The sequence below is a fragment of the Pseudoduganella namucuonensis genome (genome assembly GCF_900116645.1).
Lineage (GTDB): Bacteria > Pseudomonadota > Gammaproteobacteria > Burkholderiales > Burkholderiaceae_D > Rugamonas > Rugamonas namucuonensis.
This window is the reverse complement of sequence record NZ_FPBO01000029.1, coordinates 1-20,250: the sequence shown is the minus strand read 5'-3', so window position 1 is coordinate 20,250 and position 20,250 is coordinate 1. Positions and strand designations below refer to the sequence as shown.

Genomic DNA, 20,250 nt, shown 5'->3' with positions numbered 1-20,250 from the left:
GGCAATGGAAATCCCGCCAGGATGCCGATCCGGTCTGTGATATGGCCCAAAAAAGTGGTATCGTTAACGAAAATCCACCCCCACCCTCCCCTCTGGCCTCGAGAACCCCGTGCAAACGATGACTGAACAACAAAAAACACTCCAGGGCGACGCCACCCTGTATGACGTGGCCCGCCTGGCCGGGGTGTCGGCGATGACTGTCTCGCGGGTCATCAACGGCACCAAACGCGTCAGCGACGAGACGCGCCAACGCGTGGCCACCGCCGTCGCGCAACTGAGGTATGAAGTCAACGTGGCCGCGCGCGCGGCGCGCGTCGGCAGCCTGCGCATCGGCCTGCTGTACAGCAATCCGAGCGCGGCGTTCCTGAGCGCCTTCCTGGTCGGCGCGCTGGACCGGTGCAGTTCAAGCGGGACCCAGTTGATACTGGAGAAATGCGCGGGCCAGCTCGGATGGCGCGCCGCCATCGACCACCTCATCGCGAGCGGCGTGCACGGGATCCTGCTGACGCCGCCGCTGTGCGACTCCCGTCCCGTGCTGAAGCTGCTGGCTGAACTGGACATACCCGCGGTGGCGGTGGCGACCGCACGGCCCAGCAAGTCGACATCGGCGGTACGCATCGACGACTATGACGGCGCGTTGTCGATGGTCCGCCACCTGATCTCGCTCGGGCACCGGGACATCGCCTTCATCAAGGGGGATCCGAGGCACACGCCCGCCCAGCTGCGCCACCGGGCGTTTCTGGACGCGATGGGGGAAGCCCGCTTGCCAGTGGCGCCGGACCGGGTCGCGGACGGCATGTTCACGTACCGGTCGGGGCTGGCCGCGGCGCGTGGCCTGCTGGAGCAAAGCGATCGGCCGAGCGCCATATTCGCCTGTAACGACGACATGGCGGCCGCGGTGGTGGCGGTGGCCCACGGCATGCGGCTCGACGTACCCGGGGACCTGGCGGTGTGCGGATTCGACGATACGCCATTGGCCACCACGGTATGGCCGAACCTGACCACGGTGCACCAGCCGATCAGCGAGATGGGGCAGGTTGCGGTCGAACTTATTTGCGAACAGATCCGTTGCCAGCGCAAGCGGCAGCCGAGCGTCGTGGAGCACAGGCTGCTGCCCTACAAGCTCGTGTCACGCCTGTCCTCGACGCAGGGGTGGGAGGCAAGCGGCGCGCCGGCGTCGGAACGCTCCGCGGGGGTGTCTTCCAGCCCCCAGGCGGACAGGATCAGGAATACCAGGCCGAGGGCCGCCAGCAGCAGGTAGACCCGCTGAAAACCGAACAGATCGTAGCATTTGCCGACCATCGGCGACAGCAGGGCCAGGCCGATCGAGTGGCCGAAGCTCCAGCCCACCATGTACACGGTCGAGGCCAGGCGATGGTCGAAATGGCAGGCGATATAGCGGAACACGGAGACCAGGATGATCGGCACCTCGACCGAATGCAGCAATCTCATGCAGGATATGGACAGAGGGCCCACCGCCAGGCTGGATCCCGCGATCCGGATCAGCATGATGGCGCCGGCCAGCAGCAGGCCGTTCTTGGCGCCGATGCGCCTGACCAGCAGCGGCGCCAGGAACAGGCCGCCCGCCTCGAGGAAGATCTGCACCGAGTTCAGGTAGCCGTACATCGCCGCGCCCTCCTCCCTGGTCGGGAACAGCGAAGCGAAATAACTGGGAAATTGCTGGTCGAATACCAGATAGACATTGGTGACCGACAGCACAAACAGCATGAAGCGCCAGAAGTGCCTGTCGCGCAGGACGCCGAGCGCGTCCGCAATGCCCACGCGCGCGGCCGGACCAAGGGCCGCCGCCGGCGCCGGGATGCGCCACATCAGCATCAGCGCCACCAGCGCCAGGCCGGCCGCCGAGCCCAGGTAGAAGTTGATGTTTGGATCGATACTGAACAGGCGCCCGCTGAAGCAAACGGCGCTGGCAAAGCCGAGCGAACCGAACATGCGCACGCGGCTGTATTCAAAGCCGCAGGCGCGGCCGACCCGGTCGACGTAGGACTCGACCGCGTAGCCGCCCGCGATGAAGGTGATGCCCAGGTAGACGCCGCCCAGCGCCGCGCCCGGCAAGAGGTGGGTCTTCAGCAGGGGGCTGTAGACATGCACCAGGAACGGGCCGGACAGCATGACCAGGATCGCCACCACCCACAGGATATGCTTGCGCATGCCGGCCTTGTCGGACAGGTAGCCGTACACCGGTTGCGAGCACATGGCGGCGGTGAAGTTGGCGGAAAACACGATTCCGGTCTCGGTCCCGTTCAACTGCAGCGTGGAGCGCAGCCAAAGGGCAAGCAGCGATACGCTCATCGCCTGGGCGAAGAAATACCCGAACATGTAAGTGCACAGGAAAGCGTATTGGGACTGCCTGCTGGTCATATCGACATCCTTTGCCGCGCGAGCGGCCTGAATCGTGGCCCTAGGCTAGCGATTTCCGATGGTATAGTCCACCCCGTCGATGTCCACGTACCCCCGCTCCGCGACGGGGTTGAACGAGAACAAGCCGGCGCGGCTCCCGCGGTAGGCGCCCCAGGTCAACGGGAAGCCGGCCAGCACCGGCTCGAACCGCTTGCCGTCGGCACTGACGGCCAGGGTGGCTTTGCCATCCATGCCCCAGCTCGATCGCAGCCAGATGGTGTCCCGCGTCCAGGGCCGCAGGCGGGTGTAGCCGCCGTCGCGCGAGATTTCCACATAGCGCTTGCCGTCCACCATCACTATCCCCGCCGACGCCGTGGATTCGGCCGGATTGCCGCTACGTGGCTGCGCCGTGAAGTGCGCCAGGCCGGCATGCTGGCCGTCGGCCATCCCCTTCAGTTCAAGCCGCGCGGTGAAGGACTGGCCGCCGGCGCGCACCACCCGCTGGGTCAGCACGTTGCCGACCTTGAGCAGGTTGCCGCCATCCAGGCCGGCAAAGCCCTGCAGCCTCAGGAAGCCGGGCCGGGCCGACAAGGACCACTTGTCCATCCGTGGCTGGTAGTTCCATTCCCAGACGGGCGCGAGCGCCCCGGCGTCGAAGCCGTCACTGCCCTGGGGGAACAGCCGCGGCGAACCCTGGGCCGGCATCTTGCCCTCCCATACCATCGTGCCGAGTCCGGCCTGGTCCGGCTGGCCGATCACCGGCCAGCCATCGACCCAGTGCACCGGCAGCAGGCTGGCCGCCCGGCCCGCCCAATCGCCGTCGCCATGGTGGGTGAAGAAATACCAGTTATTGTCGGGCCCCTGGACGATCCCGCCCTGGTTGGGCTGCCTGGCGGCGATGTCGCCATGCATGAGCTGGCGCTTGTCGGACCAGGGGCCGTGTATCGAGCCGGCGCGCCGCATCATCATCACGCGCGCGTCGCCCTGCACTTCGCTGAAGAAGTGGTAGTAGGTGCCGTTGAACTTGTACAGCTTGTTGGCTTCGCTGCCCTTGGACTGGTAGATCACCCGGTTCGAGCCGGGAACGAGCGACTTGTTGTCGGGACCCATTTCCCACAAGTGGATCTTGTAGCCGTCGCTGAAGTTGGTGCCGATGAAATAGCCCTTGCCGTCATCGTCCCAGAACGGCGCGCAATCGTCCCATCCGGCGGAGCCCAGCAATTGATGCAAGGGCGTCCACGGGCCCTCGGGGCGTTCCGCGCTGGTCATGAAGTAGCCCTCGTCCGGGGTGCCGAAGTAGATCCAGTAGCGGCCCGCGTGGTGACGGATGGCGCCGGCCCAGATACCCCGGCCGTAGCGGTTCATCCGGGTCCAGTCCAGTTCAGGCGAGATTTGGGTCAGGTCCGGCACAGCGTGGCCGACGGTGCTCCAGTTGACCAGGTCGCGGGAACGCAGGATCGCCATCCCCGGCGAGAACTGGAAGGTCGACGAAATCGCATAGTAGTCGTCGCCGACGCGGATCGCGTCCAGGTCGCTGTAATCGGCCGGGAGGACGGGATTGCGGTAGCCGCCGTTGCCAAGATCGCCCCAGCGCGCCGAGCCGCCCCAGGCGCCCTGCTGCTCCGCCCGGCAGTGGCTGGCCGGCGCGACGGCGGCGGCCAGGAAAACGGAAAGTACACACGGGTATCGCCAGCCTAGGATCATATCAATTGCCTCACAAACATTCAAAGTCCCATGGTACGATATATATCATAAACAATCCACCAGGCCAGGCGCTTCCGGGCGACATTTTTGTTATCGAAAACAATTGCACCATAATTTGCACCGCTGCAATGCCCCATGGCCGGAGAGCCCCCGCCCCCCCGCCCCCAACAAACCAAGGAGACAGATGGAAAACCCTACCGCGCTATCGACATTCGCGCTCCTCGCCATACTAGCCGGAAGCGCCGACGCGAAACCGCCCGCCGGCCTCGACACCAACGGCCACCTGACGCCGGTCGCCGCCGCCACGGCCGCGCCCTTTTCGTATACGCTGATCGAGCACGGCGTGCAGGTCCGCGTGGGCGGCGCGACCAAGAACGTGATCTTCTACGGCCCGAACACGGTCCGCGTGAACACCACGCTGGACGGGAATTTCTGGCGGCATCCCAGCATCGTGGTGACGGGCAAGCCCGCCGCCATCCCTTTCAAAACACGCGACAACGCCGACAGCCTGACGCTCGAAAGCAAACTGCTACACATCGTCATCGACAAGGCGACCGGCGCCCTCACCTTCAAGGACGCGAAGGGCAAGGTCTACACGCGGGAAAACCAGGCCGCGCCGCAGACCCTGAGGAAAATCGAAGTGGCCGGCGCGCCGACCTACGAGGCGCGGAACACCTTCACGCTCAAACCCGAGGAGGCCATCTACGGCTTCGGCTTCACGGGCGAAGGCGAGGTCAATCGCCGAAACAAGGAGCTGCTGCTGGTGCAGACCAATATCGGCATCGTCATTCCGGTCATGGTGTCGTCGGAACGCTACGGCATCCTGTGGGACAGCTACTCGAAGATGCGCTTCAAGGACGGCCCCGAGGGCGCCTCGCTGTGGGCCGAAAGCGCGCCGGGCGGCGTCGATTACTACTTCATGGCCGGTGCCACGCTGGACGGGGTGGTGGCCGGCTACCGCGACCTCACCGGCGCCGCGCCCATGTATCCGAAGCAGGCCTTCGGTCTGTTCATGAGCAAGGAACGCTACGAAACGCAGGACCGCCTGCTCGAGGTGGCGCAAACCTTCCGCAAGGAGCGGTTCCCGCTCGACTATATCGTGCAGGACTGGCAGTATTGGGGCAGCGACAAGGACGGCAGCTGGAGCGGCATGACCTGGAACCGCGAGCGCTTTCCCGATCCCAAGGGCATGACCAAGGCCATCCACGACATGAACCTCAAACTCATGGTGTCGATCTGGCCCTCGATCGGCAACGACACGGCGCTGGGCAAGGAGCTCGACCAGCACGGCCTGCGTTTCGAGCCGCTGCACTGGATTTCGAAGAAGGCCCGCATCTACGACGCCTTCAGCCCCGAGGGGCGCAAGATCTACTTCAAGCACGTCAAGCAAGGCCTGCTCGATGCCGGCGTGGACGCGCTGTGGATGGACGGCACCGAAGTGGAGGTCGGCACGGCGGTCCACGACGCCGCCGAAACCGAACGGGACATCAAGCTGCTCGGCACCAACGCCCTGGGCGATTTCACCCGCTACCTCAATCCCTACTCCCTGATGACCACCCTGGGCACTTACGAGGGACAACGGGCCACCAGCAACCAGCGCGTGTTCACCCTGACGCGCTCGGCCTGGGCCGGCGCGCAGAGGACGGCGGCCGCCTCCTGGTCCGGCGACACGCGGGCCAGCTGGAAAACCCTGCAGGAGCAGATCAACGGCGGGGTCAACGTCACCGTCACCGGCACCCCGTACTGGACCCAGGACACCGCCGGCTTCTTCGTCTCGAGCGATTTCCCGGGCGGCGAAAAGAACGCCTCATACCGCGAGCTTTACGCCCGCTGGCTGCAATACGCCGCCTTCAATCCGCTGATGCGCATCCACGGCACCAACGTCGAGCGCGAGCCCTACATCTTCAAGCAATCCGATCCCGAGATGTACAAGGCGCTGCGGGACGCCGTCCACCTGCGCTACCGGCTGCTGCCCTATATCTACAGCCTGAGCTGGAAGGTCACCCGCGACGGGTATACGATGATGCGTCCCCTGCCGATGGATTTCCCGGACGACCGCGGCGTCCACAACATCAACGACGCCTTCCAGTTCGGGCCATCGTTCCTGGTCCATCCGGTCACGCGCCAGATGTACCGCATCCCCCCGCCGCCCGCCGCCACCATCCCGGCCACCGCGCTGCGCACGCCGGACGGCAAGCCGGGGCTGGCCGGGCAGTACTTCGAAGGCCGCGGTTTCGAATCGCCGAAGGGCCGGACCGTCGACGCCACCATCGACTTCCAGTGGCCGGGCCCGCCGCTGGCGGACATTCCGGCTGGCTTGGCGAGCCTGGACAGTTTCTCCGCGCGCTGGACCGGCTCCATCGTGGCGCCGGAGGACGGCGAGTACGAGTTGGGCGTGGAGGGCGACGACGGCTTCCGCCTGCACATCGACGGCAAGCTCGCCGTCGACGACTGGAGGAACGGCGGCAAGCGCTATGCCAACACCAAAGTCACCCTGAAGCAGGGCCAAAGCGTGGCGGTCACCCTGGAGTATTACCAGGCCACCTCCGACCGCAACCTGCGGCTTGCGTGGCGCACGCCGTCGCAAATCGCCGACGCGGCGAAGAATGCCGGCGTGCCGGACACCACCATGCGGACCTACCTGCCAGCGGGGGCCGACTGGTACGACTTCTGGACGCATGAGCGCTTTGGCGGAGGCAAGACCGTGAGCAAGGACGTGCCGCTCGACATCTTCCCCCTGTACGTGCGCGCCGGCGCCATCGTGCCGATGGGGCCCGTGGTCCAGTATGCGACCGAGCGGCCCGACGCGCCGCACGAGATCCGCGTCTATCCCGGCGCCGACGGCAAATTCACCGTCTACGAGGACGACAACGAGACCTACGACTACGAAAAGGGGCGCTACGCCACCTACGACCTGGTCTGGAACGACGCCGCCAGGACCTTGACCGTCGGCGCCCGCAAAGGGTCCTATCCGGGCCTGGTCAAGGCGCGCAAGCTGAATCTCGTCCTGGTCGGCCCCGCGAACGCCAGCGCGATCGAACCGGCGGCCGCCACCAAGGCCATCACCTATTCGGGCAAGCCGGTATCGGTGAAGTTCTAAGCCCGCGACCGGAGGGGGCCTCGGCATCCTCCGGTCCGTTCGACGATCAAAACCATCATTGAACAGGCCACTCCGCACTCGATTGTCCTAAATATATACAGTACAATTGAGGCCATGTTCAATTCCCACTCGAAAAACCCCATGATGAAAACCGATGCGTACGGGAGCGGCGCGGGCGGCGGCCGGACGCGGGCCGCGCGCCCGGCCGAGCCCCGCATGTACCGGGTGGTGGCCGGGCGGATACAGGAACTGATACGGGACCGGCGAATCGAGCCCGGCGCGCGCCTGCCCGCCGAGCGCGAACTGGCCGCGTCGCTGGGCGTCAGCCGCGCTTCGCTGCGCGAGGGGCTGATCGCGCTGGAACTGGAAGGCGTGGTCGAGGTGCGCGGCGGCTCCGGCGTGTACGTCGGCAAGGATCCGGCATCCCTGGCCGATGCGCCGGAAGGCGGGCCGGGACCGTTCGAGGTGCTGTCCGCCCGCGGCATGATCGAGACCGAGGTGGCGGCGATGGCCGCGAAGAACGCCACCAGCGCCGAGGTGAGCGCCATCCTGGCGGCCCTGCTGGAAATGGAGCGCACACACGAGGACCGGTCCAGCAACGAGGCGGCGGACCGCGATTTTCATCTCGCGATCGCGCGCGCGACCGGCAACACGGCGCTGGTCGGCGTGATCGACTACCTGTGGCGTCAGCGCAGCGGCCTGTGGCACCGGCTGAAGGAGCACTACCGGACCGAGGAGCTGCGCAAGGCGACCCTGCTGGACCACCGCGCTATTCTCGACGCCATCGCCGCGCGGGACGGGACCGGCGCCCGCAAGGCCATGCGCATACACTTGGATCGTGTCACCCGCACGTTAGCCGGCGGTGGCGCCTGAACGGCGGCCTGGCCGCGCCCCTCCCCACTCACCAAGGAATAAAAGAATGACCGAGGATCCATTTCCCGCGCCGCGAGTTGGCTCCGCCCCCCTTTCCCGGCGGCGCTCGCGGACGGGCGCGTCGCTGCTGCGGACGTGCATGCTACTGGGCTTGCTGGGCGCCGCCGCGGCCGTCCGCGCGGACGGCCAGGACAGGCTGACCCTGCACTACGACAAACCGGCGGCCGAGTGGACCGACGCCCTCCCCATCGGCAACGGCCGGCTGGGCGCCATGGTGTTCGGCCGTCCGGAGCAGGAGCTGCTGCAGTTGAACGAAGCCACGCTGTGGAGCGGAGGGCCGGTCGACACCGCGGTCAATCCTGGCGCGTTCGACGCGCTGGGCCAGGTGCGCAAGGCGCTCGACGGCGGCGACTACGCCTCCGCCTACGCGCTCACGCGCAAGATGCAGGGCCGCTACACGGAAAGCTATATGCCGCTCGGCGATTTGCTGATCCAGCAAGACCTGAACGGCGCCGGCGCGGCCGATTACAGGCGCGCGCTGGACATCCGCGACGGCGTCGCCACCACCACCTTCACCGCCAACGGCGTGCGCTACCGGCGCGAGGTGTTCGCCTCCGCGCCGGACCAGGTGATCGTGGTGCGCCTGTCGGCGGACCGGCCGGGCGCGCTCAATCTCGCGCTGGAAACCCGCAGCCAGCTGCGCGCCGACACCACGGCCGCCGACGACACGCTGACGCTGCGCGGCAAGGCGCCGGCCCACGTCGATCCCAACTATGTGAAATACAACCCGGAACCCGTGATCCAGGACGATCCGTCCGGCTGCAAGGGCATGCGCTATGAACTGATCGTCAAGCCCCTCGTCACGGACGGCACGCTGACGGCGCAAGGCAAGCGCCTCCAGGTCGACGGCGCCTCGGAAGTGGTGCTGCTGCTGTCGGCCGCGACCAGCTTCGCCGGCTACGACCGGTGTCCGGACAGCGCCGGCAAGGACCAGCACGCGCTGGCCGCCGGCCACCTGGAGCGCGCGGCGCGGCGCGGCTACGCGGCCCTGCGCGCCGCCCACCTCGCGGACTTCCACCGCTATTTCGACCGCGTGTCGCTGGACCTGGGCCGGGGCCGGCCGGACCGGGGCGCCATCCCCACCGACCGCCGCCTCGCCGAGTACACCGCCGGCCAGGCCGATCCCGGCCTGGAGGTGCTGTACGTCCAGTTCGGCCGCTACCTGCTGATCTCCTCGTCCCGCACCAAGGACGCGCCCGCCAACCTGCAGGGGATCTGGAACCAGCTGCTGCGCCCGCCATGGAGCAGCAACTACACCACCAACATCAACCTGCAGATGAATTACTGGCCGGTGGAAAGCGCCAACCTGGGCGAGCTGTTCTCGCCCATGAACGACTTCATCCGCAACGTGGCCGTCACCGGCAAGGAAACGGCGGCGTCGTTCTACCACGCCCCGGGCTGGGTGGTGCACCACAATTCGGACATCTGGGCCGCCAGCAATCCGGTGGGCGATTTCGGCAAGGGCGACCCCAAATGGGCCAACTGGTCGATGGGCAGCGCGTGGCTCGCCCGCCACCTGTGGGAACACTACCAGTTCACCGGCGACCGCGACTTCCTCAAGGAAGCCTATCCGGTCATGAAGGACGCGGCCCGCTTCCTGCTCGCCTGGCTGCAACCGGACGCGCAAGGCCGCCTGGTCACCGCGCCATCCACCTCCCCCGAGAACGCGTTCCACTACGGCGACCGGCAAGCCGGCATCGTCAGCGTGGCCTCCACCATGGACATGGCGATCGCCCGCGACCTGTTCACCAACCTGGAGGCGGCCGGGCGGACGCTGGACACCGACCACGCGTTCCGCCGGGAAGTGGCGGCCGCCGAACAAAAGCTGTTCCCCTTCCAGATCGGCGCCAAGGGCCAGTTGCAGGAGTGGTACAAGGACTTCGACGAGGCTGAGCCCGGCCACCGCCACGTGTCCCACCTGTACGCGCTGCACCCGGCGCGCGTCATTTCACCGCTGGCCACCCCGGAACTGGCCAAGGCCGCGCGCCGCACGCTGGAACTGCGCGGCGACGAGGGCACCGGCTGGAGCCTGGCGTGGAAGGTCAACTTCTGGGCGCGCCTGCTCGACGGCGACCGCGCCTACAAGCTGTTCCGCAACCTGCTGCGGCTGACCAGGCCGGGCGACTCGCACGGCGGCGCCTACGCCAACCTGTTCGACGCCCACCCGCCCTTCCAGATCGACGGCAACTTCGCCGGCACGGCGGGGGTGATCGAGATGCTGCTGCAAAGCCAGAACGACGAACTGCACCTGCTGCCCGCGCTGCCGGCGGCGTGGCGGGACGGCGAAGTGAAAGGCCTGGTCGGGCGCGGCAATTTCGTGGTGGACCTGGCCTGGAAGGACGGCGGACTGCGCGGCGCCAGCATCGAGGCTCGCCAGGGCGGCCGCTGCGTGATCCGCACGGCGGTGCCGGTGACGGTGGATGGCGTGAAGGCGCGCGGCCGGCGCGGCGCGATCGGCTACACCCTGGCGTTCAACGCGGCCAAAGGAAAAACCTACCGCGTGCGGCCCGCCGTCCGGCGCTGACAGGCCGCGCGCCCGCTCGGCTCAATAGCGGCCCGACAGCAGCGCCCCCGCGTCCGGCACCCGGGCCGGCAAGCCCAGGTGATTGAGCATCTGCCAGGTGGTGCACACTGCCGCGGACACCACCGGCAGGCCGGCCTCGGCCTCGACCACCGGCACGGCGGCCAGCGACGGCATCTGCACGCAGGCGGACAGCACCAGCGCGTCGACACCGTGCAGGGACACGCGCTTGTAAATGTCCAGCAGCGCCATCGGGTCGCGCGCGCCCACTTCCAGGTTGTCCGGAATCTCCAGCGCGCAGTAGTCGTGCACCTGGATGTCCTCGTTCTCGATGTAGTCGACCACCAGCCTGGTGAGCGGCTTCATGTAGGGGCAGACGATGGACACCTTCTTCGCCCCCAGCGCCTTCAGGCCCTCGATCAAGGCGCCGGCGCTGCTGACCACCGGCGCCGCGCCGCCGTTGCGCAGCGTGCGTTCGTGCAGGCGCGCCTCCGACTGGCGGTGGTAGCCCTGGCCCATGCTCATGATCGCCACCAGGCAGGCGTAGCCCATCACGTCCACCCGCGCGTCCGACAATTCGTCGGCGCAGCGGTCGGAGTCGCGGTCCATGGCCTCCAGCTCCTCCTTGGTCACCTTCTTCATCCGCATGCGGCTGGAATGGAAGCTGAAGCGCTCCGGCAGCATCAGCTCGCGCGCGCGCAGCATGGCCGGGATTTCCGTTTCCATCGTGGTGTTCGAGCTCGGCACGATCTGGCCGATGCGATAGCGTTTCGCTTGCCGGTTCATGTTCATGTTCGCCTCCATCTCACACCGCCACAACCGGGTTGCGCAGTTCGCCGATCGACTCGACGCCCAGCTCCACCACGTCGCCGGGCCACAGCCATTCCTGCGGATCCATGCCGGCGCCCACGCCGGCGGGGGTGCCGGTGGCGATGATGTCGCCCGGCTCCAGCGTGATGGCCGAACTGATGTCGGCGATCAGCGCCGGGATCTTGAACAACAGGTGGCGCGTGTTGGAGTTCTGCTTGACCTGGCCGTTCACCTTCAGCCACAGGTTCAGGTTGTGCGGATCCGGCACCTCGTCGGCGGTGACGATGCACGGCCCCATGGGCGCGTAGGTGTCCTGCCCCTTGGAGAAGATCCACTGGCCCGCGCGCCGGCAGTCGCGCGCGCTGATGTCGTTCAGGACGGTGTAGCCGAACACCTTGTCCATCGCCTCCTCCTGGCCGGTGCGGCGGCAAGTGGAACCGATCACCACCGCCAGTTCCACTTCCCAGTCCAGCTGCTGGGTGACCTGGGCGTTGTGCCCGATCGCGTCGCCCGGGCCGATCACCGCGGTGGGCGGCTTGGAGAACACCACCGGCTGCTTGGGCAGGTCCTTGGCGGTGTCCAGGTTGCGCGCCGATTCGGCCACGTGTTCGACATAATTGAGGCCGATGCCGAAGATGTTCTTGCGCGGCCGCGGGATCGGCGCCAGCAGGCGGACATTGGCCACCGGCGTGGCGACGTTCAGCGGCCATTTGCCGGCGTGCCGGTCCAGCAGCTCCCGGGTGCGCTGCAGCGCCACCGGCGAGGCGTCGATGAAGTCCAGCATGTTGTCGGGCAGGCCGACGCCGGCGGCCGCGCCCAGGCGCTCGATATCGACGGCGTAGCCGTCCACCAGGGCGCCCAGGCGGGTCTGCAGGTTGCGGGTTTGGTAGGTGATCAGTTTCATGGTCTTCTCTTGTTGTGGTGGTGAACGGGAGGGTTGCTAGGCGGCGACGATCTGATGGCCGCCGTTGTCGTCCCACGCCTCCTCGCGGTACAGGCCGAGGGCGCGCATGACGGGAAAATCGTTGAAGGAGAACAGGCAGGCGTCCTCGGTGGCGGACAGGTTGGCGTGCTCGTGCACCTCCCAGGACGGCACGCAGAAGATGTCCTTCTCCCGCCAGTCGAAGCGCTTGCCGCCGATGACCGAATAGCCGCTGCCCTTGGCCACCTGGTACATCACGCTGCCGGTGTGGCGGTGCGCCTTCGTCCGCTCGGCGGGACGCAGCATCTGCATGGCGGCGCCCATGGTCTGCATCACCGGCCCGCCCGTCATGGGATTGACGAACTGCTGGATGATGCCGTCGTATGGCGAGCCGTCCGTCACGCGCGCGTAGTTGCGCAGCGCCTCGTAGGTGGCGTCCCACTGGTACTTGAACAGCGGCGAGTAGGGCTTGTCCCACTTGAAGTTCACCGGCAGCAGGCCCGGCCCGCCGAAGGTCAGCGTGGAGTCGTCGACCGGGTAGGTGGGGGACTGCGCCAGATCGGGGTGCACCGCGTAGAAGTTCGCTTCCAGCGCGTTCACCAGCGGGATGTCCAGGCCGTCCTGCCATACGCACCAGGCGCCATCCTCCTCCACCCCGTGCTGGTGCCAGGTGCCGTTGGGCGTGAGCACGAAGTCGCGCGCGTTGAGCGTCATCTTGTGGCCGTCGACCACCGTGTAGGCGCCGGAGCCCTCCATGATGAAGCGTAGCGCCGACGCGGAGTGGCAGTGCGCGCTGGCCTCCTCGCCCGGCCGCATCACCTGCAGGCCGGAATAGAGCCAGCCCACGCTGGCGCTGACGTCCCTGCGCCGCGGATTGGTCAGCATGACCACGCGCCGCCCGGCCTTCTCGGGCGTGACCAGGTCCACCGAGCGCAGCACCAGTTCGCGCAGGTCGCGGTAGCGCCACAGCGTGGCCACCGAGCTCGATTTCGGGAACCAGGGCTCGATGGTGTTGGCCACGGTCCACAGCGCGCCGGCCTCGTGCCGCGCCAGTTCCCGGTAGTACTCCTCCAGTTCCGGCGTGTCCTCCACGTTGGCCCGGCCTATCATGTCTTCACGCATGCTGTCCTCCTTCTTAACGGGTGTTGGCCGATTCGGCGCCGCTGTCGGCTTGCTCGGCGCGGGCGGGCGGCTCGGCCGCCTCCGCGCCATGCAGCGTCACCGCCCGCTGGGGCGCGGTGTTGACTTTCAGGTCGAAGATGTCGAAGCGGTTGTAATGGCCGACGATGTCGTGCATCTGCTTGGGCTGGATGCAGCGCGCCAGGTCGATCTCGGCGTAGACGATGCCCTCCTCGTCCACCAGCGGCTCGCCGACCACCCGGCCGTCCGGTCCGATGATGGCGGAGAAGGCGCTGTTGCCGCGTTCCAGCAGCGCGCGCGCGCCCGGCTTTTCACGCTCCATGGCGCGGATGATCTCCTCCGACACCGTGGAGCAGGACACCACCGTGAACACCTTGCCCTCGAAGCTGTGCGCCATGGCGCGCACCTTGATCGCCTCGGCCATGTCGTAGTCGGGCGGCGCCACCGGCAGCGCGATGTAGTTGGCCACGTGCACCAGCTCGCCCTGCGCCAGCAGCGCGAAGCGCGCCAGCGTGTTGGTGTTCTCGCCGCAGGCCAGCGCGCCCAGCGGACCGATGTCGGTCTGGTGCACCTTCAGCCCGCTGGCGTCGCCCGGCGCCCAGGTCAGCTTTTCGGCCCAGGTGGGCACCAGCTTGCGGTGGCGGCCCAGCAGGCGTCCGTCCGAGCCGATGGTGAGCACCGTGTTGTAGATCGTACCCAGGCTGTGGGGCGCCCGCTCGTTGACGCCGATGACGACGTTGACCTTGGCCTGGCGCGCCGCGCCGCACAGCGCGTCCACCTCGGGCCCCGGCACCAAGATCGCGCCGCGGTACAGCTTCTCGAACCACGCGCCGCCTTCCAGCGGCGTCATGATCCAGTTCCAGTACGGATAGCCGGCCACGAACACCTCGGGGAAGGCGACCAGGCGCGCGCCGCCGGCCGCCGCCTCGTGGATCAGGGACACGGCCTTGTCGATGGTGGCGCCGGTGTTCAGGAATTCCGGCGCCGCCTGCACCGCAGCGGCGATGAACTTCGGTAGTTCAAGCATGATGTTTCTCCATGAAAGTCTGTGGGGCCGGCGCCGGCCATTGCCATTCGCGCAGCAGGGCGGCGAGTTGGGCGCCCTCCTCGTCCTTGAGCGCCGCCTCGCGCAACTGGCGCATGCGCTCCGGGCCATCGGCGCTGGCGGCCATCCTGGGCAACAGCGCCTCGATCAGCTTGAAGTTGCGCATGCCGCGCGCATGGGTGTCGCCATAGCCCTTCACCAGGCGCTGGCACGCCGCGATCTCGAGCGCCAGCGGGTAACGTTGGGCGGCATGGGCGCCGATGTGGCCCAGCCAGTTCTCCATTTCGGCGTGCTCGCGCCGGTAGCGCAGCGACACGGGCCGCCAGCCGCGCAGGCCCGCCACGCCGTACAGCAGCAGGAAACCGGCCAGCGAGGTGGTGCGCACCACCCGCCCCTTGGCGGTCATGCGTTCCAGGGTGTCGCGCAAACGGCCCGGGCGCATCAGCAGCTTGCCCAGCCAGGCCGGCAGCGTGTCGGCGATCTCGTCCACGCGCGGGTGGAAATACTCGTTGATGTGCAGCAGTTGGTCGTCCTTGACCTTGACCTCCTTGCCCACCCGCTGGAAGCGGGTCGCGCGTATCTTCAGGTCCGCCACGCGCACCGTGTCCTCGTAGGACATCCACAGGGCCAGGTGGCGCGCGGTCTCGACCAGCAGCGGCGAGGCGCCGTCGCCCGCGCGCCGGTCCACGTCGCGGATGGGCAGCAGGCGCGCGAGGTATTGCTCGGCGTAGGCCAGGTGCTGGTAGTCCGCCAGGCGCCGCACGCCGGCGCGCAGCACCGTGCCGGCCGCCGCCGGGAACTCGGCGTCGATGCGCGCGTCCAGCGCCTTCAGCTTGCGCCGCGTGCGCTCGACGGCGGCGGGATGGGCCGCGGCCGCGCCGATCTTGCCGGCCGGCGGCCCCTTTTGCGCCAGCTCGAAGCCGGCGCCGAAGGCCTTCAGGCTGCCCTCCACGCCGACGCCGGCGCGGCGGATGGCGGCCTCGAACTGCTCGCGCGAGAACGGCAGCGCGCCGGTGCCCGCCAGCGCGCCCAGCAGGGCGGCGCTGATCACGCTGCCGCTGCGCTCGGCCAGCGCGGCGAAGTCGCCGCAAACGAAGCGCTTGGCGGCGCCGCGGGCCGCTTCGATGAACGGCGCCGGATCGACCCGGCCGTCGCCCATCGCGCTTTTTTCGGTCATCGAATAGACGCGGTTGGTGGACGCGATCAGCGTGGTCTTGTCGGCGGTGACCAGGCCGCGCTGCACCGCGCGTCCCATCTCCATCAGCTCCGAGGCGATGACGATGTCGACGTCGCCGGCGGCCGGCATCAGCGACAGCACCGGCGCGACCGGCGGCTGGTCCGACCGCGCCCGCGGCAGGAACTCAACGTAATAGATGGTGGTGCCGGTGCGCTGCGCCACGCCCGGCACCGAGGTGCTCTGCGCCGGGTAGCCCTCGTGCTCGGCCAGGTCGACGATCCAGTCGGCCAGCACGCCGCCGCCCTCGCCGCCCATGGCCAGGATGGCTATGCCGATGGGCTTGGCCGGCGCCGGTTTCACCGGCGTCCGCTGGCGGATGGTGGTGGTGAATGTGGTGTCATGCATAGCTCAGCTCCCGGGTGGCCAGACGTTTTTGCAAACGGCCGATGATGGCCGTGGCGATCCTCGCGGCCCACTTGTCCATACGGGTGGGATTGCTGATGATCTGGGCGCGGTAGAACGAGGGGCACAGTACCGCGGCGTGGGCGACTTCGCCGCAGACGCCGCAGCCCACGCAGCTGTCGAGCACCGTCGCGACGGGATCGCGGCGCAGCGGGTCCGGGTTGTCCTTGACCGACAGCGACGGGCAGCCGGACAGGCGGATGCAGGAATGGTCGCCGGTGCAGGTGTCGGAATCGACGCCGAAGCGCTCGCGCACCACGCGCTTGCCCTCGCTGGCCCATTTGCGCATCAGCGGCTTCACGCGGCGCTGCTTGTTCAGCATGCATTCGGACTGCGCGATGATGACCTTCGGGCCGCGCGTCTTGGTGGTGAGCGCCTCGCGCAGGGTGTCGCGCATATTGCCGATGCCGTAGGTGTTGGTGATGGTGCGCACCCATTCCACCCCCACGCCGCGCACCGCCTTCTCGATCGGCAGGTTGGTCACGCGGTCGGCGTTCCGGGCCTTGGAGGAGAGGATGTCCTGGCCCCCGGTCGCGGCGGAATAGCCGTTGTCGATGATGACCAGCACGTTGTCGCTCTTGTTGAACACGGCGTTGCCGACACCGCTGGTCAGGCCGTTGTGCCAGAAGCCGCCGTCGCCCATCACGCTGATGGTGCGGCGCGCGGGTTCGGTGGTGTTGAAGGCGGACGCGCCGGCCCAGCCCAGGCCGTAACCCATGGTGGTCGCCCCCAGGCTGAACGGCGGCAGGATGGCGAACAGGTGGCAGCCGATGTCGCAGCTGATGTGGTGGGGGCCGAGTTCGCGCTCGACCAGCTTCATCGCCGTGAAAATCGGCCGCTCGGGACAGCCGGTGCAAAACGAGGGTGGCCGCGGATGCACGTCCAGTGCCGGGGCGTTCAGCGTCACCACGGCCGGAGCCGGGGCGGTCATGACCGCCGGCGCCTTGAAATCCGGCGCCTTCGCGGTCGCGATCGCGGCCGCCGCGGTGGCGGCCTCGGCCATCTCGGCGGCGCTGGCTTTGCGCACGGGAATGGTCACCTGGCGCGGCGCCAGCGCCGCGCGCACGCCCCGCGGCAGCCGTTCGGACGCCGACAGCTCGGGACGATACAGGTCGAAGAACTTCACCAGCGCCTTCAAGACCACGCTGGTGCTGTATTCGCCGGCGCGCGGCAGCATGTCCTTGCCGTGCACGCGGGTCTGCATGTCCACCCGCCGCAGGCTGGTGTTGACCTCCTGCTCGATGAACTCGGGCTGGCCCTCCTCCAGCATCAGCACGGCGCGCTTGTCCTGGCAGAAGCCGCGCAGTTCGTCGTCGATCAAGGGATAGGCCACGTTCATCACGTACAGCGGCACCTCGGTGTTGCCCTCCACGTCCGCCAGGTCCAGCAGCTGCAGGGCGCGGATCACCGTGTTGTACATGCCGCCCTGGATCACCAGGCCATTGTCGGCGCCGCTGTCGCCGAAGAATTCGTTGAGCTTCTCGCGGCGGATGAAGTCCACCGCCGCCGGCCAGCGCTGATTGATCTTTTCATCCTCGTGCACAAAGCTCGCCGGCGGCAGCACGATGCGGCTGATGTCGCGCGAGGGACGGTTCATCGCGTCGGCCAGCGTGAACGATGGACGCACATTGTCCTTGGCCACGAAGTGCCCGTGCATGTGGCAGGCGCGGATGCGCATCTGCAGCATCACCGGCGTGTTGCTGGCCTCGGACAATTCGAAGCTCTTCTCGACGGCCCGCACGATGGACGGCAGGTTGGGCCGAGGGTCCAGCAGCCAGATCTGCGACTTCATGGCGAAGGCGTGCGAGCGTTCCTGCATGATGCTGGAACCCTCGCCATAGTCCTCGCCGACGATGATCAGCGCGCCCCCGGTGACCCCGCCGGAGGCCAGGTTGGACAAGGGATCGGACGCCACGTTGGTGCCGGCCGTGGCCTTGAACGTGATGGCGCCGCGCAGCGGATAGTTGACCGAGGCGGCCAAGGTCGCCGCCGCCGTGGCCTCGCTGGCGCTGCTCTCGAAATGCACACCCAACTCCCGCATGATGTCGCTGGCGTCGGCCAGCACGTCCATCAGGTGCGAAATCGGCGAGCCCTGATACCCCGCCACGTAAGACACGCCCGACTGCAGCAGCGCCTTCGTCACCGCCAGGATGCCCTCGCCGGCGAACACCTCGCCGGCGCCGGCACGCAGCTTCTCCACTTCCTTTTTAAACGACCTCTCAGCCATGCTTATCCCCTCCTTACTCGTCAAATCGCTCCCCGTGCGCGCCATCGCTGTGGCGCTGTCACGGCCTCTGAAACCTTGCGATCGAGTGTAGGTGGGCTGTAGAATATCGGTCAAATAGATCAATATATGGGGCGGAATAAACACCATGGATATCCTTGACGCCGATCTGAACCTGTTGCGCGTGTTTCACGCGATCGCCGAGGAAAACAGCCTGACCCAGGCCGGCGCCCGGCTCGGACTGTCGCAGCCCGCCGTCAGCTACGCGCTGGGGCGCCTGCGCGCGATGTTCAACGACCCGCTGTTCGTCCGTTCCGGCAACGCCATGCAGCCCACCTCGGCCGCGCTGGCCTTGCGCGAGCCGATCCGGCGCGTGATGTCCGTGGTGCAGGACGCGCTGCGCCACGGCGAGCCGTTCGACCCGGCGCTCAGCAAGCGCACCTTCCACATCGCGATGTCGGACATCGGTGAAATGGTGTTCCTGCCGCCCCTGTGCGAACGGCTGCGCGCCGCCGCGCCGCACGTGATGCTGGAGGTGTGCCAGGTGCCGCTGGGGCAGATCGAGGAGGCGCTGCGCAGCGGCAGGCTGGACCTGGCGGTCGGCAACCTGCCGTCGCTGAAACCGAACACCCGCAGCCAGGCCCTGTTCCGCGAACCCTATGTGTGCATGGCGCTCAAGCGCCCGGGAGAGACCCGCCGCAAGCTATCGGTGGAGGACTACCTGGCGATGGCGCACGTGCACGTGGCCTCGGCCGACAACAGCCACCGGCTGATCGAGGACTTCCTGCGCGAGCGCAAGCTGCACCGCACCGTCGCGCTGCAGTTGCCGCACTTCAGCGTGCTTCCGCAGATCCTGCAACGCACCGACCTCGCGGTGACGCTGCCGCGCAGCGCCGCCCGCAGCATGAACGGCGGACGCCATTTCTCGACCTTTGAATTGCCGGTGGAATTGCCCGAGGTCGAAGTGACCGTGCACTGGCACGCCGATTTCGAGGAAAGCGACGCCAACCGCTGGCTGCGCACCCTGCTGGTGGAGACGCTGGCGGGCTAGCGCGGGGACGCCCCATCCCCGCCCCGCCGCACATTGCTGCGTTTTCCGGATACGCGTTGCCGATATCGGATAGTGCCCAGGCCCCATGCTGGCGATACTGAATCCATGCCCCGCACGAGGGACAGGAGGAGAACGCCATGAATACCTTAACAGCCGGCCACCCGGCCCGGACACCTGGACAGTTCGATGAACTGGACGACCAAGAATGGGAACTGATCGCCGCGCTGCACGGGCCCTCCCCCGCCGGCGGCGGGGCGGGCGCGCCGCGGCGCGGCCGGCCCGCCGCCGATCCGCGCGCCATGGTCAACGCCGCGCTGTGGCGGCTGTGCACGGGCGCCGGCTGGCTGACGCTGCCCGCCCGCTACCCCTCGCCCACCACCTGCCGCCGCCGTTACGAGCAATGGCTGGCCGACGGCACCTGGCAAGCGATGGCCGAGCGCCTCGGGCGCGCCGGCCGCGCCGTGCCGGGCGCCGGCCCCGCGCCGGTCCAGGCCAGGAAGCAAGCCACCTTCTGCAGCGCATTGATGGGCTGATCCGGCGACGGCGCCCCGAGGAGAACGGAAATGAACACCACCACAAAACCCAGCAAGGAACAGCTCCGCCAGTTCATGCGGCAGCGCAGGCAGGCCGCGGAGCCGCCGCCATCCATGGCCGAGATCCGCCGCCAGCTAGGCTGGTATCTGCTGCCCCCCGGCGTGCGGCAGGCGCGCTAGCCCGGATATTTCATGAGAAGAGGTCGGCGGCCACGCCATGAAGCGCGTTGTTATTGGTTCTCACGCCTAACAACAACCGAGGACCGC

The 20,250-nt window shown here is 67.8% G+C and carries 14 protein-coding genes and 1 pseudogene; 7 read left to right on the top strand and 8 right to left on the bottom strand.

Features of this window, described 5'->3' with window-relative positions; genetic code table 11:
* The first annotated feature begins 118 nt into the window (after positions 1 to 118).
* Positions 119 to 1,261 carry a LacI family DNA-binding transcriptional regulator gene (locus BM436_RS25180; protein ID WP_093558286.1) on the top strand — a complete coding sequence of 381 codons (1,143 nt, stop codon included), beginning with the start codon at positions 119 to 121 and terminating at the stop codon, positions 1,259 to 1,261.
* Here the strand turns inward: BM436_RS25180 and BM436_RS38035 are convergent.
* A pseudogene (locus BM436_RS38035) lies at positions 1,249 to 2,340 on the bottom strand (oligosaccharide MFS transporter); the annotation flags it as partial. The gene BM436_RS25180 and the pseudogene BM436_RS38035 overlap by 13 nt on opposite strands.
* An 87-nt stretch (positions 2,341 to 2,427) precedes the next feature.
* Positions 2,428 to 4,065, bottom strand: a complete 1,638-nt coding sequence (locus BM436_RS25170) for a glycoside hydrolase family 43 protein (protein ID WP_093558284.1) — start codon at positions 4,063 to 4,065, stop codon at positions 2,428 to 2,430.
* 184 nt (positions 4,066 to 4,249) lie between these two features.
* On the opposite strand from BM436_RS25170, the gene BM436_RS25165 reads away from it, so the two are divergent.
* The 3 genes from BM436_RS25165 to BM436_RS25155 all read left to right on the top strand — a co-directional run bounded on the left by BM436_RS25165 (position 4,250) and on the right by BM436_RS25155 (position 10,622).
* Positions 4,250 to 7,165 (top strand): TIM-barrel domain-containing protein, encoded by a 2,916-nt coding sequence (locus BM436_RS25165; protein WP_093558283.1) that lies wholly within the window; start codon positions 4,250 to 4,252, stop codon positions 7,163 to 7,165.
* Positions 7,166 to 7,306: 141 nt separating this feature from the next.
* Complete coding sequence (locus BM436_RS25160; protein WP_093558358.1) at positions 7,307 to 8,038, top strand: FadR/GntR family transcriptional regulator; 732 nt, start codon at positions 7,307 to 7,309, stop codon at positions 8,036 to 8,038.
* Between the two features lie 139 nt (positions 8,039 to 8,177).
* Complete coding sequence (locus tag BM436_RS25155; protein WP_093558282.1) at positions 8,178 to 10,622, top strand: glycoside hydrolase family 95 protein; 2,445 nt, start codon at positions 8,178 to 8,180, stop codon at positions 10,620 to 10,622.
* Between the two features lie 21 nt (positions 10,623 to 10,643).
* Here BM436_RS25155 and BM436_RS25150 read toward each other — a convergent pair whose 3' ends face one another.
* The 6 genes from BM436_RS25150 to BM436_RS25125 are packed head-to-tail and all read right to left on the bottom strand — an operon-like array spanning position 10,644 to position 18,402.
* Complete coding sequence (locus BM436_RS25150; RefSeq protein ID WP_307666156.1) at positions 10,644 to 11,411, bottom strand: maleate cis-trans isomerase family protein; 768 nt, start codon at positions 11,409 to 11,411, stop codon at positions 10,644 to 10,646.
* Between the two features lie 13 nt (positions 11,412 to 11,424).
* Positions 11,425 to 12,333 carry a fumarylacetoacetate hydrolase family protein gene (locus BM436_RS25145; RefSeq protein ID WP_093558281.1) on the bottom strand — a complete coding sequence of 303 codons (909 nt, stop codon included), beginning with the start codon at positions 12,331 to 12,333 and terminating at the stop codon, positions 11,425 to 11,427.
* A 36-nt stretch (positions 12,334 to 12,369) separates the two neighbouring features.
* Entirely contained in the window at positions 12,370 to 13,473 is a 1,104-nt protein-coding gene (locus BM436_RS25140; protein WP_093558280.1) for a cupin domain-containing protein, read from the bottom strand.
* A gap of 13 nt (positions 13,474 to 13,486) precedes the next feature.
* Entirely contained in the window at positions 13,487 to 14,518 is a 1,032-nt protein-coding gene (locus BM436_RS25135; protein ID WP_093558279.1) for a carbon-nitrogen hydrolase family protein, read from the bottom strand.
* The gene (locus tag BM436_RS25130) at positions 14,511 to 16,118 is read right to left on the bottom strand and encodes an indolepyruvate oxidoreductase subunit beta family protein (protein WP_093558278.1); all 1,608 of its coding nucleotides are present in this window, start codon (positions 16,116 to 16,118) and stop codon (positions 14,511 to 14,513) included. The genes BM436_RS25135 and BM436_RS25130 overlap by 8 nt, the downstream gene beginning before the upstream one ends.
* Positions 16,111 to 18,402, bottom strand: a complete 2,292-nt coding sequence (locus tag BM436_RS25125) for a thiamine pyrophosphate-dependent enzyme (RefSeq protein ID WP_093558277.1) — start codon at positions 18,400 to 18,402, stop codon at positions 16,111 to 16,113. Before BM436_RS25125 ends, BM436_RS25130 begins: the two co-directional genes overlap by 8 nt.
* Before the next feature lie 145 nt (positions 18,403 to 18,547).
* Between BM436_RS25125 and BM436_RS25120 the strand changes: the two genes are divergently transcribed.
* From BM436_RS25120 to BM436_RS37235, 3 genes are all read left to right on the top strand, one after another.
* On the top strand, positions 18,548 to 19,450 hold the full coding sequence (locus BM436_RS25120; RefSeq protein WP_093558276.1) for a LysR family transcriptional regulator: 903 nt from the start codon (positions 18,548 to 18,550) through the stop codon (positions 19,448 to 19,450).
* Between the two features lie 137 nt (positions 19,451 to 19,587).
* Positions 19,588 to 19,983 (top strand): transposase, encoded by a 396-nt coding sequence (locus BM436_RS25115; protein WP_093558275.1) that lies wholly within the window; start codon positions 19,588 to 19,590, stop codon positions 19,981 to 19,983.
* 30 nt (positions 19,984 to 20,013) lie between these two features.
* Positions 20,014 to 20,163, top strand: a complete 150-nt coding sequence (locus tag BM436_RS37235; protein ID WP_177307497.1) for a hypothetical protein — start codon at positions 20,014 to 20,016, stop codon at positions 20,161 to 20,163.
* The last annotated feature ends 87 nt before the right edge of the window (positions 20,164 to 20,250 follow it).

Bases quoted from the DNA above. Each gene is read 5' to 3' on its own strand.
- BM436_RS25180 (WP_093558286.1), top strand. From the start codon at position 119: ATGACTGAACAACAAAAAACACTCCAGGGCGACGCCACCCTGTATGAC.
- BM436_RS25170 (WP_093558284.1), bottom strand. From the start codon at position 4,065: ATGATCCTAGGCTGGCGATACCCGTGTGTACTTTCCGTTTTCCTGGCC.
- BM436_RS25165 (WP_093558283.1), top strand. From the start codon at position 4,250: ATGGAAAACCCTACCGCGCTATCGACATTCGCGCTCCTCGCCATACTA.
- BM436_RS25160 (WP_093558358.1), top strand. From the start codon at position 7,307: ATGATGAAAACCGATGCGTACGGGAGCGGCGCGGGCGGCGGCCGGACG.
- BM436_RS25155 (WP_093558282.1), top strand. From the start codon at position 8,178: ATGCTACTGGGCTTGCTGGGCGCCGCCGCGGCCGTCCGCGCGGACGGC.
- BM436_RS25150 (WP_307666156.1), bottom strand. From the start codon at position 11,411: ATGAACATGAACCGGCAAGCGAAACGCTATCGCATCGGCCAGATCGTG.
- BM436_RS25145 (WP_093558281.1), bottom strand. From the start codon at position 12,333: ATGAAACTGATCACCTACCAAACCCGCAACCTGCAGACCCGCCTGGGC.
- BM436_RS25140 (WP_093558280.1), bottom strand. From the start codon at position 13,473: ATGCGTGAAGACATGATAGGCCGGGCCAACGTGGAGGACACGCCGGAA.
- BM436_RS25135 (WP_093558279.1), bottom strand. From the start codon at position 14,518: ATGCTTGAACTACCGAAGTTCATCGCCGCTGCGGTGCAGGCGGCGCCG.
- BM436_RS25130 (WP_093558278.1), bottom strand. From the start codon at position 16,118: ATGCATGACACCACATTCACCACCACCATCCGCCAGCGGACGCCGGTG.
- BM436_RS25125 (WP_093558277.1), bottom strand. From the start codon at position 18,402: ATGGCTGAGAGGTCGTTTAAAAAGGAAGTGGAGAAGCTGCGTGCCGGC.
- BM436_RS25120 (WP_093558276.1), top strand. From the start codon at position 18,548: ATGGATATCCTTGACGCCGATCTGAACCTGTTGCGCGTGTTTCACGCG.
- BM436_RS25115 (WP_093558275.1), top strand. From the start codon at position 19,588: ATGAATACCTTAACAGCCGGCCACCCGGCCCGGACACCTGGACAGTTC.
- BM436_RS37235 (WP_177307497.1), top strand. From the start codon at position 20,014: ATGAACACCACCACAAAACCCAGCAAGGAACAGCTCCGCCAGTTCATG.